This is a genomic window from Flavobacterium psychroterrae (genome assembly GCF_018380615.1).
Classification (GTDB): Bacteria; Bacteroidota; Bacteroidia; order Flavobacteriales; family Flavobacteriaceae; genus Flavobacterium; species Flavobacterium psychroterrae.
Window position 1 is genome coordinate 20,196 of sequence record NZ_JAGYVZ010000020.1, and the last position, 14,307, is coordinate 34,502.

A 14,307-nucleotide genomic window follows, 5' to 3' on the forward strand; every position below is an offset into this window, starting at 1 on the left:
TAAAAAAGTCAACAATACATTATAATAGGCATTTTCTATGTTGTAAATTTGCACACGTTTCATTCTTCTTAAAGAATAGAAATATATTATTTTAAATTAGTGAATTCGTGGCTATACAAACAAACTATAAAACAGCATTAGAACATAAAATCTTCGGAGTAATTTCGAAAGCATCTCAGGAACTTAACGTCGATAGTTATGTAATTGGCGGCTTTGTTAGGGATTTACTTTTAAACCGGGGTTCTAAAAAAGACATTGATGTTGTTGCCGTTGGTAGCGGAATCGAATTGGCACTAAAGGTTTCTGAACTACTTCCTAAAAGACCAAAAGTACAGGTTTTTAAAACTTACGGAACTGCAATGTTGCGTTTTGAAGATACTGACATAGAATTTGTTGGTGCCCGAAAAGAATCTTATAACTTCGACAGCAGAAATCCTATTGTTGAAAATGGAACGCTGGAAGATGATCAAAATCGTCGTGATTTTACCATCAATGCTTTGGCTTTATCTTTAAATGAAAAAACATTTGGAGATCTTTCTGATCCGTTTAACGGATTGGCTGATTTGGAAAATAAAACTATCAAAACACCTTTAGATCCAAGTATTACTTATTCTGATGATCCATTGCGAATGCTTCGTGCAATTCGTTTTGCAAATCAATTGGATTTCGAAATCGAAAAAAACTCACTTGACGCGATCACTAAAAACGCCGAAAGAATAAATATTATTTCCGGAGAACGCATTGTTGATGAATTGAATAAAATTCTTTCGACAGCTAAACCTTCTGTTGGATTTTTACTTTTATACCAGACTGGACTTTTAGATATTATTTTACCTGAATTAACTGCTTTGAATCAGGTGGAGGAAATTGAAGGTCATACACATAAAAACAATTTTTATCACACATTAGAAGTTGTCGATAATATTTGTCCAAACACAGATGATGTTTGGTTACGTTGGTCCGCATTATTGCATGATATTGGGAAAGCACCAACAAAACGTTTCAATAAAAAACAAGGCTGGACTTTTCACGGACATGAATTTCTTGGCGGAAAAATGGCGAAGAAAATATTTGAACGTTTACACATGCCTTTGAATCACAAAATGAAATTTGTTCAGAAAATGGTCATTATGAGTTCTCGTCCTATTGTTTTGGCGCAGGATATCGTCACAGACAGTGCAGTTCGTCGTTTGGTTTTTGATGCCGGAGAAGATGTTGAGGATTTAATGATTTTATGTGAAGCTGATATCACAACCAAAAACCCTTCGAAGTTTAAGAAATATCATAAAAACTTTGAAATCGTTCGCAAGAAAATTGTTGAGGTAGAAGAACGCGATCATGTTCGTAATTTTCAACCGCCAATTTCAGGCGAAGAAATTATGGCAATTTTTGATTTGAAGCCTTCCCGTGAAATCGGAATGTTGAAAGAAGCGGTCAAAGAAGCTATTTTAGAAGGTGATATTCCAAATGAATATCAGGCTGCTTATGATTTTATTATTAAAAGAGCAGAAAAATTGAATTTAACGCCTAAAAAATAATGAATCATGTAGTGCTGATTTACTGGATTATAATTGCCACAATAGTTATATATTCAAACTATATGTTTTTTAAAAAACTGAAAAATATTCAAACAAAACATTTAGCACATACATCAATCTATTTTTTGATTAGCATTATTTCACCTGTTTTAATTATGCTGTTTTTTATGCTAGTGGTAAAAAGTCCACGTTTAATTCAAATTTTGAACTTAAAAATTGATTACTATGACTACCCTTTTAGAATTATTTATGGTTGTGTAGTATTTCCTCTTGGCTTTTTTGCAAATATATATTTCGCGAAGTTCTATTTAAAAAGAATTTCCAAAACAAAAAATGAAATCGAATTAATTGGAAAAGAATGAAAAAAGAGAATAAATCAGTAATTATTTGGTTACTATCAGGTTGTGTTTTATTGTTTTTAATGGTTGTAGTTGGGGGAATTACCCGCTTAACAAATTCAGGTTTATCAATGACGGACTGGCATTTGGTAACCGATACTTTCCCGCCTTTGACGGATGCAAAATGGAACGAAGCTTTTGAGCAATACAAGAAATTTCCTGAATATCAAAAAATCAATATTCACAACGATTTTCAACTTTCAGATTATAAATTTATTTATTTCTGGGAATGGTTTCACCGTTTTATTGGTCGTATCATCGGGTTAGTTTTCTTTGTGCCGTTTGTTTATTTCTTAATGAGAAAAAAACTGGATCGTCCAACAATCAAAAAATGTATTGTTTTATTGGCAATGGGAGGATTTCAAGGTTTTCTTGGATGGTTTATGGTTCGCAGCGGATTAATCGACAATCCTGATGTAAGTCATTTTAGACTTTCACTACATCTTACTTTTGCTTTTATCACTTTTGCTTATACTTTATGGGTGGCGCTGGATTTAATTTATCCTGAAAGAACGATTACTAAAGTGATTCCTCTTCGAAATATTGCACGATTTGCTCTGGTTGCTTTATTGATTCAAATTATTTACGGTGGTTTTGTAGCAGGTTTAAATGCAGGATTGATTCATAATCACTGGCCTTTAATGAGCGACGGACAATTTATTCATGATTCTGTTTTTATCGAACAGCCAACATTGGTTAAAAACTTAATCGAAGGAAAAAGCGGCGTTCAGTTCGTTCACAGAACTTTTGCTTATGTCGTTGTAGCTTTTATTCTGTTTTTATATTATAAAAGCACCAAATTCTCGCTTACAAGAACGCAAAGTAACGGAATCAAAACTTTGGTTGTTTTTGTTTTTATCCAATTTGCTTTAGGAGTTTTTACTCTTTTATATAGTGTTCCATTGGCTTTAGGATTAATTCACCAAATTATGGCTTTCTTCCTTTTAAGTGCCATGACTTTTACTTTGCATAGATTGAGCAAATAAAACAAAATTTATAGAAACAAAAAAAATCCTTCGCTGAAGGATTTTTTTGTTTCTATTACGAACCTAAATCGTATTGAACATAAACCGGATTAAAATCCGGCCCTACAAAATAGATCGAGCCGATGGCTCTTTAATATTGGATTGAATTCCGTAGGAATGGTTTATATTGTAGGGCTGGATTTTAATCCAGTTTACATATAGTGAAAATATTATTTTTTACCCAAGCCAATTCTTAAAATCCTGCACCTTTTCGCGGCTTACAATTACTTCATCTTCTTTATATGTAGGTAAAATTACTTTAAGACGAGAGTTGGTATACACCTGAATTTCTTTTATTGCTGTAAGCGGAACAATGAATTTTCGGCTTACGCGAAAGAAATCTTTTTTATCTAATTCATGCTCTAAAATTTCAAGAGTCGAATCGATTAAATAATTTCTATTATCAAAAGTATGAATGTACGTTCCTTTGTTTTCACTAAAAAAACATTCGATTTCTTCTGTAGTAATTACTTTTAAATGTTGACCAATTTTAACTGTAAATCGCTTTTTATAGCTCTTTTCAAAAGGATTGGATAACATTTGGCGTATTTGTTCAAAATCAAGCTGAAGATTTTGATTTCCTGAATCTGCTTTAGGCAATCTTGTTTTAAATTTAGTAACAGCCACTTCAAGATCATCTTCGTCAATGGGTTTTAAAAGATAATCGATGCTATTAAGTTTGAAGGCTTTTAATGCATATTCATCGTAAGCGGTTGTGAAAATAATGGCGCTTTGAATGTCTATTTTTTCGAAAATTTCAAACGATAAGCCATCTGATAACTGAATATCAAGAAAAATCAAATCCGGATGTTGATTGTTGGAAAACCAATGAATTGATTCTTCTACCGAGTGCAACATAGTAGATACTGAGATATTTAACTTTTCGAGTTTTCGCTGCAATAACCTTGCAGCCGGTTTTTCGTCTTCTATAATTAATGTGGTCATTTAGCAGGATCCAAAAATTGAAAATTTAGTTTAAAATTACTCCCATTTATTTTTATTCTGAGCATCTTTATCCATATATTTTTGAATTTTCTTTTGCTCCCAATCTCTATTGAAAAAAATATCCGGTCCAAATACTGTAAATGCATGAATCAGTAAAGCAATTCCCCAGTAAAATAAGGTCGAATAACTTTGCCAGTTTTCAAAACCTCGCACTTCAATATGACTCCAGGTAAAATTTCTGCTAAAATTTGAGATTAGAATTATAGCATTTACAATGACAAAAATTCTCAAATGCGAATAAAATCCTTTAATTCGTTTCACTTTTTTGAATGCAATTTCATAACTTTCTTCTGTACTAAATTTGTGTGCATGTTCATCATACATCTGTTTTCTAAATCGTCCCATTTTATTTTGATTTAATTATTGCCATTTATTTTTTCCTTCTCTTTCTTTTTCCATCAGTTCTCTGATTTTTCGTTCTTCCCAATCTTTTCCAAGAACAGGGAATATTTCAAAAACTTTTAATCCATGAAAAACAACACCAACTCCCCACCACATTAATGGCCAATAAAACCACAAATGATCTGGCGATGTATATAGATTTACAAAGATCAAGACAATATTTACACCAATATATGATGTCAGGTTGGCATAAAATGCTTTGATATTTTCCACTTTCTTTTTTGCCAGGTAATATCTGTCTTCGTCATTTAAATTTGTATCCATTATTTCCAGGTTTGTTTGCTATTTTCTCTTTCTAAAATCTCTCTTATTTTTCGTTCTTCCCAGTCTGAGCTGTAACCATAAACTTTAAAAGCATGCATTACTACTCCAAATCCCCAACCTAAAGCCGAAAACCAAAACCATTGAAATCCTGGCGAAAACCTAAGGTTAATAAATATTAAAAACGGAATTATACAACAATATGATATTACATTAGCATAAAATCCTTTTAATTCTTCAACTCTTTTTTTAGCTCTGAAATAGGCTTTATTCTCATCGCTATATTCTGCATTTGTTTCCATAACTGATATTTGTTTGGTTAAAATTGGAATTTTAACTGTGAAATTTTGTTCGTTTTGTTCAATAACTACCTTTCGGTCTGTAATAATTCCATATCTATTCACGATATTTTGCAATCCTACTCCTTGCCTGTCCTGTAAAACTTCTTTTTTCTGAAAATCATTTTGAATCGCTAAATAATCTCCATCAACAAAAATTCTTATATGCAATGGTTTTTGTTCACTTACTACATTATGTTTAACCGTATTTTCAAGCAAAAGCTGTAACGATAACGGAACCACTTTTGCATCCGTATTTATGCTTGTTGTTGGCAATTCATAAAACAAACTATTCTCGAAACGCATCTTCAACAGATTCATATAGGTTTTGGCAAAAGCCAATTCATCTTCAACCGAAACCAACTCTTTGTCTTTTTGCTCTAAAACGTAGCGGTAAATTTTAGATAATGAAGTGGTAAATCGTTGTGCATTATCCGGATTTTCTTCGATTAAAGAGCTTAAAACATTTAGGCTATTAAAAAGAAAATGCGGATCGATTTGATTTTTTAAACTTTCAAATTTAGCATTTGCGGTTCCTGCGATAATCTTTTGTTGAGTTATTTCAAATTTTGATGCCTGTTTCCATTTTACCATAAAACTTCTGGCTTGCATAAAAGTCGAAACTCCTAAAGATAAAATGATGTAAAAAAGATGCACCCAAATCATTCTCTCGTTAAAAAACTTTTCTAATGGTAGGTTTTGGACTATTACAAAAATGATATAATTGATTCCTAAAACAGCTGGAACGGTATACAAAACAGTTACCAAAATCCCGTAATAGACTCTCAAATTTGTTTGTTCCAGCCAATCCCATTTTTTGTCTAAGAGAACATTCAGAAACCCATTTCCAAAACCGAGCCCAAACGAATACAGACAGCTCAAAAGAAATGTGAGTGCTACATTTTTTACATTTAAGTCGGCTCCTAAAAAAGCTGAAAATATAATCGTAAAAACCATAGAAATCTTGAAACAAATTATTGTTCCGCTTTTTAAACTAGAAAATGAGTTTCTATAATCTTTCATTATAATCTCCTTAAATTTATTTTATTTTTCACAATTTTTTTGAGTTTCTAAAGCTCTGTCTAATCCCCATTTTGGAGAAAAAGAAGTTTCAGGTTTAAAAGTAGCAAAAAGTTCAACAGCTTTATCAACCTGCGCACAAAGTGGTTTTGTATCAACTCCTGTCCATTTTGCGCCACCTAATTGATAATCAGCCTCGCCAAAAACAATTCTTGGATTATTTGGATCGATCGCTTTTCCTTTTGCGTAAGCTTCCATTACTTTAGCCGAATATTTCATTCCGTTTGTCATAGGATCTGCTACAACATAAGCTGTATATATCAACGCCTGAAGCGCATATAATTCAGCATTATTTTGATCTTTTATTAATTCAACATCAAGTGCTTCTTGTGCTTTTGTCAGTAACAAATCAATTTTTGTTTTATCTTTTTCGTTAAACGAAGATGTAGCGTTGATTAAAGCTACATAGTAATTGGGCAGATAACTCGTTTTTTCTGCAGCAGCAATTCTTTCAAATAATGCCGAAGCTTCTGTGTTTTTTCCTTCTTTCCAAAGTCCGAAAGCTTTTCCCATTCCCTGTTCAAATTGTGTTTGTGCAGAACTTATTACTACTACAAGGAATGCAGCCAAAGTGATGATTTTTTTCATTTTTTAAGTAATTTAATTGGTTATTTTTTAAGTGGATTAGTTACTAGTTATATTGTAATTTCAATTTTTGAATCTTTGCTAACAACAAATTTAGCATCTTGATAAGCAGGAGGCCCCATAAATCCTTTTGCATTGTTTGAAGCGGCATAATCTTCAGAAGGGATTCCCATCATATTTTTATCCAGTTTTCCGTTATTGTTTTCATCGTGATACGTTGAAATTGCATATTCTCCGGCAGGAATACCTTCAAATGTTACGGTAGCTTCGTTATTTTTAATTTTTGAAGCAACACTTTTGTAAATCGTTTTAAGAAATGTTCCATCTGAATTGTACAAACCTACTCTAACCATTCCGGTATTGTTTTTTAAGCCTGAAACCGAAACGGTAAGATTTACATTTTGAGCAGAGATCAAACTGCAGATAAATAAGGTGATTATTGTAATAATTTTTGTCATGATTTTCTTTTTTAAGGTTCTGAGGTTCTGAGTTGCTAGGTTCTAAGTTTTTTTGTTGATGATTAAAACTCTGATTGTTATTTTGAGTTTCTAAGTTTTTTTTCTTAGTTTCTTATAGTCTTAGCAACTTATTATTTATACTTCAAAAGTATGTTGGTTTTTATTGTTTTAAAACTAAATGATACTGAGTTGTTGAATTTGATGACTGAATTGTTTCTTTTTGAGGAGCAAAGGTTCAGAGTAACAAAGGTTCAAAGGTTTTCTTTTTAGTTACAAAGGCTCAAAGCGACAAAGGTTCAAAGCTTACAAACAAGTTATTTAATTCTAAAGCTTTGTTAAGTACTTATATATTTGTTTTTTTTAAACTCAATCCTGGAAAACCTTTGTCGCTTTGAACCTTTGCCTCTTTGAACCTTCCTCCTATAAATTCTTCAATTGATTCTCATTTTTATTATCACTAATCGTCCAGAAGAAACCTACGAAGAAAAATCGATCTGCGGTTGGTAAAACGGGTTGTCTGTTGTAAACTCCGTTTGCGTCTGGTAATTTTGCATAATCGTATCCAAAAACATTTTGAGTTCCTAATACATTCGAAACTGAGAAATACAGGATTTTTTGAGTAGTTAATAAATACGCCCAATTAAAACTCAGACTATTATATGATTTGGTTTTGCCGTTCATGAATTGCGTTTGGTTTGGATCATTATAAGGACGACCAGAACTATAACTGTTTGTGAAACCAATTTGCGATTTCCAATCCGTAATAAAATATTTAGTTACAATTGACAAACTGTGATTTGCGACGAAATTTGGAGTTGCCATGTTTGGAAAATTCTTGTATTGTCTTTCTGAATCGATATAAGAATATGAAATCCAATATTCTAAGTTTTTATACAAATTGTTGTCTCTCCAAAACAAATCCAATCCTTTTGCATATCCTGAACCGTTATTATTGAAAACCGAATTGTACTGAATGTCTCTGGTATTATATTGAACTAAATTACTGTAATCTTTGTAATAAGCTTCGGCTCTAAAAGTCTGACCCGGTTTTGTAAATTGATAATTTAAGATATAATGACTTGCTTTTTCACTTTCGAATTGATGGTATTTAGAATATTTAATATAATCAACAACGGGAGTTTGAGAAAAATCTCCGTAAGCAAATGAAAATTGACTGTTTTTAGATACTTTATATGCCATCGAAGCTCTTGGCGCAAAATTAGTTTCGTCTAATAAACTATTATTCGAAAGCCTTACTCCTACTTTCATTGCCAGCTTTTTCGAGAATAAAATATCTCCTTCGGTATAAAAAGCTGCGATATTAGAGTCGTAACCATTAGATGTTTTTATTGAAATATTATCATCAAAATTTTCATTGAATTTGGTAATAAAATAATCCGCTCCAAAAGACAATTTAAAATAATTTGAAATGTTTTTTCTCAATTTCAATTTCAACTGCGCTGCATTTTCATTAGAATCAACATCATTAATATCATATTTGACTTTATTTTTGCTGTAACCATAACTAATTCCTGATGTAAGTTGCCAGCCGGTTCCAAAATCTCCTTTGTAAGACGCATTCAGATAAAAATTATTATTGTTTAAATCAGTTCTTACCGGATCAACAAAATTCACATTTTTTTGATTTAAATCGAATTTTTCAGCGTCAAAAGCGGCATAAAATTTAAAAATTCCTCTTTCAAAATGATATCTGTAAACCGCCTCGCCACCTATTGATTGATATGGATTATTCCAATCTACATTTTGAGGAATTACCGCCTGATAAGGTGCCAAATTAATATAATTAGTATTGATACTGAACGAACTTTTTTTCCATTTTTGCGTATTTCCTATTCCTAAACCTACTGTCATTAAAGCAATATCGGTTTTATTCTGGTCAGGTTCATCTTGCGTATTCAAAAGTAAAACACTGGATAAAGCTTCGCCATATTCAGCAGAATATCCCCCGGTTGAAAATGCAATTCCACTAAACAAGAAAGGCGAAAACCTGCTTCGGGTTGGCAAATTGTTAGTAGATGCGCCATAAGGCTGCGCCACACGAAGTCCGTCAACAAAAGTTTGTGTCTCGCTGGCTTCTCCTCCACGAACAAATAAACGCCCGTCTTCGCCCACAGTTTGTGTTCCCGGTAAAGTTTGCAAAGCAGCGATAATATTTCCGGCAGAACCTGCTGTAGTCACAATATCTAAAGGTTTTAACACCGAAACTCTTGCTTTATCGCCAGATTCTAATGTTCCCGCAGTGATTACAACTGCATCAAGCGCATTGACATTTTCTCTCAATTTTAAGCTTTGGTCTTTGAAATTTGTAACATCAATTTCTTTCTTGAAAGTTTCAAAAAGTAAAAAACTAATCACTAAAGTCTGGTTTCCTGTTGCAGTAGTTTCAAAAGAAAAATCTCCTGTTTCAGAACTTGTTGCTCCATCATAAGTTCCATCAATGTAAATATTAGCGCCTGGAACTGGTTTTCCTTTTTGATCTAATACTTTGCCCGAAATTGTATTTTGAGCAAAAATGAAAGCTGTAAAAAGTAAAAAGGCAATTGTAAAAATTTTGGTTTTCATACCTGTTGGTTTAAATATTATTTTGTTTTGGTGAGACAAATGTATTTTAACAGTTTTAGTTAAAAAATATTAAATAACCCAATTGTAGAATTTCGAGGATGAGTTGTAAATTACTTATTTGTATCTTAGCTTTCGAGTTTTAAAACCATTCATTATGTCAGAAAGTAAAAGAATTTCGAATCTATACCAATCCATTTATAATGGAAATCCATGGCTGGAAGTCAACTTGACAAATACATTAGAAAATGTAACCGCAGAACAGGCTTACAGAAAAATTAATCCAAATTTAAACACTATTTGGGAAATTGTCAATCACCTTATTCAATGGAGAAGAAATATTTTAAGACGCGTTGAAGGAGAAGTAGTTAATCCGCCGGATCATAATTATTTTGTTCCTGTTTTAGATCCTTCAGAAGCTGCCTGGGAACAATCTCTACAAAATCTGGCAAAATCACAGGAATCATGGAATGTGTTTTTTGAAGATTTTAATGATGCCGATTTAGAGAAAATATACGTGAATAATGAACATACTTATTATGAACATATTCACGGAATCATTCAGCACGATGTTTACCATTTAGGTCAGATTGTTATTTTGAAGAAAATGCTATAAATAATTAATATTCATGACAGAAAAAGAAAAAATGATTGCCGGAGAATATTATATCGCTACGGATCCTGTTTTAATAAAAGAACGCCGAAAAGCTAAAAACTTATTGCATCGTTTGAATGTAACGGAATATCGTTTGACTAAAAAAGCAAAAGAAATTTTAGCCGAATTAATTCCAAATACAGGAAAAGGTTTTTATATAGAACCTCCCTTTCATTGTGATTACGGCTACAATATTACTTGTGGAGAAAACGTTTATTTTAATGTGAATTGCGTGGTTTTAGATTGTGCGCCTGTAAATATAGGATCAAATGTATTTTTTGCACCAAATGTTCAAATTTATACCGCAACTCATCCGCTTGACGCCGAATTAAGAAAATCTCTCGAAAATGCATTGCCAATTTCTATTGGAGATGATTGTTGGATTGGCGGAAACACTGTAATTTGTCCAGGAGTAACCATCGGGAAAGGATGTGTGATTGGCGCAGGATCTGTAGTTACAAAAGACATTCCCGACAATTCACTTGCCGTTGGAAATCCGGCAAAAGTAATTCGAAAATTAAATCAGGAACCCCAATAAATTCAAAATGCTTACCTTAAATAAAGTTCATCATATCGCCATTTTATGTTCTGATTATCAGAAATCTAAAACTTTTTATACCGAGGTTTTGGGATTGACTATTATAAGAGAAATATATCGTGAAGAACGCCAATCGTATAAACTTGATTTGGCTTTGAATGGTTCTTATGTTGTTGAATTGTTTTCATTTCCAAATCCGCCCAAACGTCCTTCACGTCCGGAAGCCGTTGGTTTACGTCATTTGGCTTTTGAAGTAATTAATTTAGAAGAAACAATTGCTTTTTTGAATACAAAAAACATAGAATCTGAAGCTATCAGAATTGATGAAACCACCGAAAAGCGATTTACTTTTATCGCCGATCCTGATGAACTGCCAATTGAGTTTTATGAGCGATAAGTTTTTAAGGTTATTATAAAAAATAAAATAATCTCGCAAAGGCGCAAAGAAAAATTAACTTAAAAAACTTGGCGGCTTTGAGACTTTGCGTGAGATTCATTCATTATCCGCAAATAACTTTTCTTAAATATTAATTTTAACATAATATAAGGAGCGATTTTTATTAAAAAACCAATATGATTTTTTAATTTTGTGAAATCGCAAACAAAATCCTGCGATCTACAAATCCACATCTGATGAACAAAACGGCGAAAATCAAAAAAAATCATCAATTCATTGTCCTTCAAAAATTAGTTATCGTTTCTGTATTAATTGGCTTTCTTTCTGCCTTTTTAGGAATCTCACTAAAAAAAATTACCGAATATTACGAGGAAATCTTCTTTCATGAAGTAACGGTAAATCCTATTTTTTATATCATTTTTCCGGTTTTCGGACTATCTGTAATTTATTTTCTTAGACAATATCTTTTTAAGAAAAAAGAAAACAAAGGGATTAAAGAAGTTTTTGAAAGTACAAAATCAAGTACAAAAAACTTACCTTCATATAAAATCCCATCTCACTTTATCAACGGATTATTAACTATTGTTTTTGGAGGTTCAACCGGAATCGAAGTTTCGACGGTTGTGGCAACCGCTACAATTGGATCTGTTGCCCAACAAAAAGAAAACGTATTTCGTAAATACAAAACCGAATTAATTTGTGCAGGAGTTGCAGCGGGAGTTACGGCTTTATTCAGTAGCCCAATTGCAGGAATTTTATTTGCGCTTGAAGTTATCTCCAGAAAAGTAACCCGCGCTTTTATAATTTCTAATATAATTGCGGTTACTGTTGCTTTTGGATTGCTTTCGATATTAAAAGAGGAACCTTTATTTGCAGTTTCAATTACAACCTGGCATCTAAAAGCGATTCCGTATTTTATTCTTTTAGGAATTTTAGCCGGAATAAATTCGGTTTACTTGACGCGTTGTGTATTATTTTTTAAATCTCAATTTGGAAAAATCGACACTCACTATTATAAAATATTAATAGGTTCAGTAGTTTTAAGCGTTTCGCTATTTATTTTTCCGCAATTATATGGAGAAGGATATCACGCTATAAAGGGAATTTTTGGTAACTCAGCAGAGATTCCGTTAACGCTGACTTTGGCTTTTACCTTTGTTGGAGTTTTATTGCTCAAACCTATTGTAACTTCAATAACATTAGCATCCGGAGGCGATGGAGGAGTTTTTGCCCCAAATTTATTTATTGGTGCATTTTTAGGATTATTACTGGCCTCGGTTTTAAATACATTTTTTCATGTGCATGTAATTCCCGTCAATTTTATGATTATAGGAATGGCTGCTGTTTTAAGTGCCAGTATTCATGCACCTTTTACAGCAATATTTTTAGTTTGCGGGTTAACAAATGACTATACTTTATTTCTACCCATTTTAGTTGTTTGCTTAATTTCAAAGTACACAGCAAAAATGATTTATCCTTATACGGTTTATTCTTATTCACCAAGTTTAATAAAATAATTTTTTTTTGCCAAAGATTCTCACAGATTATTAATCATTAAATCTGTGGCAAAAAACATCAAAGTTTTAAAATAAAATACCACATAAATGCCCACTCAAAAAATAAAAAGAAGCTATCGCAAAACACGTTATATTCTTTATAAAGAAACTTTAATTGATTTTAAAGAACATTTTTGGTCTTTTATAGGATCATTTGTCGGAATTGGCGTTTTGGCTTACGTTCAATCGATTCATTTTTCAGGAAATGATGCTATTTATTTGATTGGTTCTTTTGGAGCTTCTAGTGTTTTGGTTTACGGCATCATTCAAAGCCCGTTTTCACAACCTCGTAACTTAGTTGGCGGTCACGTAATCTCTGCTTTTATTGGCGTTACTGTTCATAAATTAGCACCGGATATTATCTGGATAGCCGCTCCACTAGCTGTTTCCCTTGCCATTATTTCAATGCAAATTACAAAAACACTACATCCGCCCGGAGGTGCAACCGCTTTGATTGCAATTATTGGAACTGAAAAAGTAAAAGCTTTGGGATATATGTATGTAATTTCGCCTGTTTTAGTTGGTACTCTAATATTACTTTTGACCGCATTGATTTTTAATAATATGACTTCAACAAGAAGTTATCCAAGTCATAGTACATATCACAAACATTATCACAAGATCAGGAAACGATTGGTTGGGAGGTAGACAATTCTTTTGAATCCGAATTTAATCCTGAGCGAAGTCGCAGTCCTGCCTATTGGAATCGGGCTTCTCCCGAAGTCTCGGGACGCTCAGCCTGACAAATCTATTTTGCATAGTCTGACAAATAAAAATCTTTTCAACAAATCGTAATTCACAATTCGTATTTCGTTTTTTATATTTTACCTTTGACCTTTCAATAAAAACAAAGATTATGGTTTATAAATTTAGAGTAATTCTAGACGCCGAAGAAGATATTTTTAGAGACATTGCAATTCTTGAAGATGATACTCTTGAAGATTTCCATAATGCAATCTTCAACGCTTTTGGTTTTGACGGAATGGAAGTAGCTTCGTTTTATACCTGCGATGAAACTTGGAATCAGGAAGATGAAATAGCTCTTTTTGATACTGGCGATGTTCCGGGAGAACAAAGAACCATGAGCGATTATAAATTATCAGATCTCTTAGATGAACAAAATACTAAAATCATCTATGTATATGATTTCATCAATATGTGGACTTTTTTAGTTGAATTAGCCGCTATTGAAGATCAGATTGCCGGAGCTCCTTATCCTAAAACTTTATTTTCTCACGGAGAAATGCCTGACGAAGCCGGTGAAAAAAGCTTTGAAGCAGATATGCACGACGATATTTACGGAGAATTTGAAGACGACCTGGACGAAGATGATCTTGATATGTTCGAAGGTGATGACAGCTTTGAAGATTTTGGATTTGAGGAGAATTGGAATTAGAGGAAAGGTCCAAAGGTTCAGAGTTGCAAAGGTTCAGAGGTTTTCTTTAAAACCTGCGGTTTTACAATGTAATATTATTCCTATTTTTGTGTTTA

Annotated in this window: 15 protein-coding genes; 8 read left to right on the forward strand and 7 right to left on the reverse strand. The window is 32.6% G+C overall.

The window, feature by feature from the left end; all coding sequences use genetic code 11:
• The first annotated feature begins 107 nt into the window (after nucleotides 1–107).
• On the forward strand, nucleotides 108–1,538 hold the full coding sequence (locus KHA90_RS18835; protein ID WP_213304628.1) for a CCA tRNA nucleotidyltransferase: 1,431 nt from the start codon (nucleotides 108–110) through the stop codon (nucleotides 1,536–1,538).
• 358 nt (nucleotides 1,539–1,896) lie between these two features.
• Complete coding sequence (locus tag KHA90_RS18840; RefSeq protein ID WP_213304631.1) at nucleotides 1,897–2,922, forward strand: COX15/CtaA family protein; 1,026 nt, start codon at nucleotides 1,897–1,899, stop codon at nucleotides 2,920–2,922.
• 216 nt (nucleotides 2,923–3,138) lie between these two features.
• Here the strand turns inward: KHA90_RS18840 and KHA90_RS18845 are convergent, their stop codons facing one another.
• The 7 genes from KHA90_RS18845 to KHA90_RS18875 form a co-directional block, all read right to left on the reverse strand.
• Nucleotides 3,139–3,906 carry a LytR/AlgR family response regulator transcription factor gene (locus tag KHA90_RS18845; RefSeq protein WP_213304633.1) on the reverse strand — a complete coding sequence of 256 codons (768 nt, stop codon included), beginning with the start codon at nucleotides 3,904–3,906 and terminating at the stop codon, nucleotides 3,139–3,141.
• A gap of 36 nt (nucleotides 3,907–3,942) precedes the next feature.
• Nucleotides 3,943–4,311, reverse strand: coding sequence for a 2TM domain-containing protein (locus KHA90_RS18850; RefSeq protein WP_213304636.1), 369 nt, complete (start codon nucleotides 4,309–4,311; stop codon nucleotides 3,943–3,945).
• Between the two features lie 15 nt (nucleotides 4,312–4,326).
• Nucleotides 4,327–4,632, reverse strand: coding sequence for a 2TM domain-containing protein (locus KHA90_RS18855; protein ID WP_213304639.1), 306 nt, complete (start codon nucleotides 4,630–4,632; stop codon nucleotides 4,327–4,329).
• Entirely contained in the window at nucleotides 4,632–5,990 is a 1,359-nt protein-coding gene (locus KHA90_RS18860; RefSeq protein WP_213304642.1) for a histidine kinase, read from the reverse strand. Before KHA90_RS18860 ends, KHA90_RS18855 begins: the two co-directional genes overlap by 1 nt.
• Before the next feature lie 21 nt (nucleotides 5,991–6,011).
• Nucleotides 6,012–6,635 carry a hypothetical protein gene (locus KHA90_RS18865; RefSeq protein WP_213304644.1) on the reverse strand — a complete coding sequence of 208 codons (624 nt, stop codon included), beginning with the start codon at nucleotides 6,633–6,635 and terminating at the stop codon, nucleotides 6,012–6,014.
• Between the two features lie 47 nt (nucleotides 6,636–6,682).
• Nucleotides 6,683–7,090 (reverse strand): DUF2141 domain-containing protein, encoded by a 408-nt coding sequence (locus KHA90_RS18870; protein WP_213304647.1) that lies wholly within the window; start codon nucleotides 7,088–7,090, stop codon nucleotides 6,683–6,685.
• A gap of 420 nt (nucleotides 7,091–7,510) precedes the next feature.
• The gene (locus KHA90_RS18875) at nucleotides 7,511–9,673 is read right to left on the reverse strand and encodes a TonB-dependent receptor (RefSeq protein WP_213304650.1); all 2,163 of its coding nucleotides are present in this window, start codon (nucleotides 9,671–9,673) and stop codon (nucleotides 7,511–7,513) included.
• Nucleotides 9,674–9,827: 154 nt separating this feature from the next.
• On the opposite strand from KHA90_RS18875, the gene KHA90_RS18880 reads away from it, so the two are divergent.
• From KHA90_RS18880 to KHA90_RS18905, 6 genes are all read left to right on the forward strand, one after another.
• Entirely contained in the window at nucleotides 9,828–10,286 is a 459-nt protein-coding gene (locus KHA90_RS18880; RefSeq protein ID WP_213304653.1) for a DinB family protein, read from the forward strand.
• Nucleotides 10,287–10,299: 13 nt separating this feature from the next.
• The gene (locus KHA90_RS18885) at nucleotides 10,300–10,863 is read left to right on the forward strand and encodes a sugar O-acetyltransferase (RefSeq protein WP_213304656.1); all 564 of its coding nucleotides are present in this window, start codon (nucleotides 10,300–10,302) and stop codon (nucleotides 10,861–10,863) included.
• A 7-nt stretch (nucleotides 10,864–10,870) separates the two neighbouring features.
• Nucleotides 10,871–11,260, forward strand: a complete 390-nt coding sequence (gene gloA2, locus KHA90_RS18890; RefSeq protein WP_213304658.1) for an SMU1112c/YaeR family gloxylase I-like metalloprotein — start codon at nucleotides 10,871–10,873, stop codon at nucleotides 11,258–11,260.
• A 236-nt stretch (nucleotides 11,261–11,496) separates the two neighbouring features.
• Nucleotides 11,497–12,777: a chloride channel protein gene (locus tag KHA90_RS18895; RefSeq protein WP_213304661.1), complete on the forward strand. Its 1,281-nt coding sequence runs from the start codon at nucleotides 11,497–11,499 to the stop codon at nucleotides 12,775–12,777.
• 87 nt (nucleotides 12,778–12,864) lie between these two features.
• Complete coding sequence (locus KHA90_RS18900) at nucleotides 12,865–13,464, forward strand: HPP family protein (protein ID WP_213304664.1); 600 nt, start codon at nucleotides 12,865–12,867, stop codon at nucleotides 13,462–13,464.
• Between the two features lie 208 nt (nucleotides 13,465–13,672).
• The gene (locus tag KHA90_RS18905) at nucleotides 13,673–14,212 is read left to right on the forward strand and encodes an IS1096 element passenger TnpR family protein (protein WP_213304667.1); all 540 of its coding nucleotides are present in this window, start codon (nucleotides 13,673–13,675) and stop codon (nucleotides 14,210–14,212) included.
• The last annotated feature ends 95 nt before the right edge of the window (nucleotides 14,213–14,307 follow it).

Coding starts and splice junctions, on each gene's coding strand:
- KHA90_RS18840 (WP_213304631.1), top strand. CDS start 1,897: ATGAAAAAAGAGAATAAATCAGTAATTATTTGGTTACTATCAGGTTGT.
- KHA90_RS18845 (WP_213304633.1), bottom strand. CDS start 3,906: ATGACCACATTAATTATAGAAGACGAAAAACCGGCTGCAAGGTTATTG.
- KHA90_RS18850 (WP_213304636.1), bottom strand. CDS start 4,311: ATGGGACGATTTAGAAAACAGATGTATGATGAACATGCACACAAATTT.
- KHA90_RS18855 (WP_213304639.1), bottom strand. CDS start 4,632: ATGGATACAAATTTAAATGACGAAGACAGATATTACCTGGCAAAAAAG.
- KHA90_RS18860 (WP_213304642.1), bottom strand. CDS start 5,990: ATGAAAGATTATAGAAACTCATTTTCTAGTTTAAAAAGCGGAACAATA.
- KHA90_RS18865 (WP_213304644.1), bottom strand. CDS start 6,635: ATGAAAAAAATCATCACTTTGGCTGCATTCCTTGTAGTAGTAATAAGT.
- KHA90_RS18870 (WP_213304647.1), bottom strand. CDS start 7,090: ATGACAAAAATTATTACAATAATCACCTTATTTATCTGCAGTTTGATC.
- KHA90_RS18875 (WP_213304650.1), bottom strand. CDS start 9,673: ATGAAAACCAAAATTTTTACAATTGCCTTTTTACTTTTTACAGCTTTC.
- KHA90_RS18880 (WP_213304653.1), top strand. CDS start 9,828: ATGTCAGAAAGTAAAAGAATTTCGAATCTATACCAATCCATTTATAAT.
- KHA90_RS18885 (WP_213304656.1), top strand. CDS start 10,300: ATGACAGAAAAAGAAAAAATGATTGCCGGAGAATATTATATCGCTACG.
- gloA2 (WP_213304658.1), top strand. CDS start 10,871: ATGCTTACCTTAAATAAAGTTCATCATATCGCCATTTTATGTTCTGAT.
- KHA90_RS18895 (WP_213304661.1), top strand. CDS start 11,497: ATGAACAAAACGGCGAAAATCAAAAAAAATCATCAATTCATTGTCCTT.
- KHA90_RS18900 (WP_213304664.1), top strand. CDS start 12,865: ATGCCCACTCAAAAAATAAAAAGAAGCTATCGCAAAACACGTTATATT.
- KHA90_RS18905 (WP_213304667.1), top strand. CDS start 13,673: ATGGTTTATAAATTTAGAGTAATTCTAGACGCCGAAGAAGATATTTTT.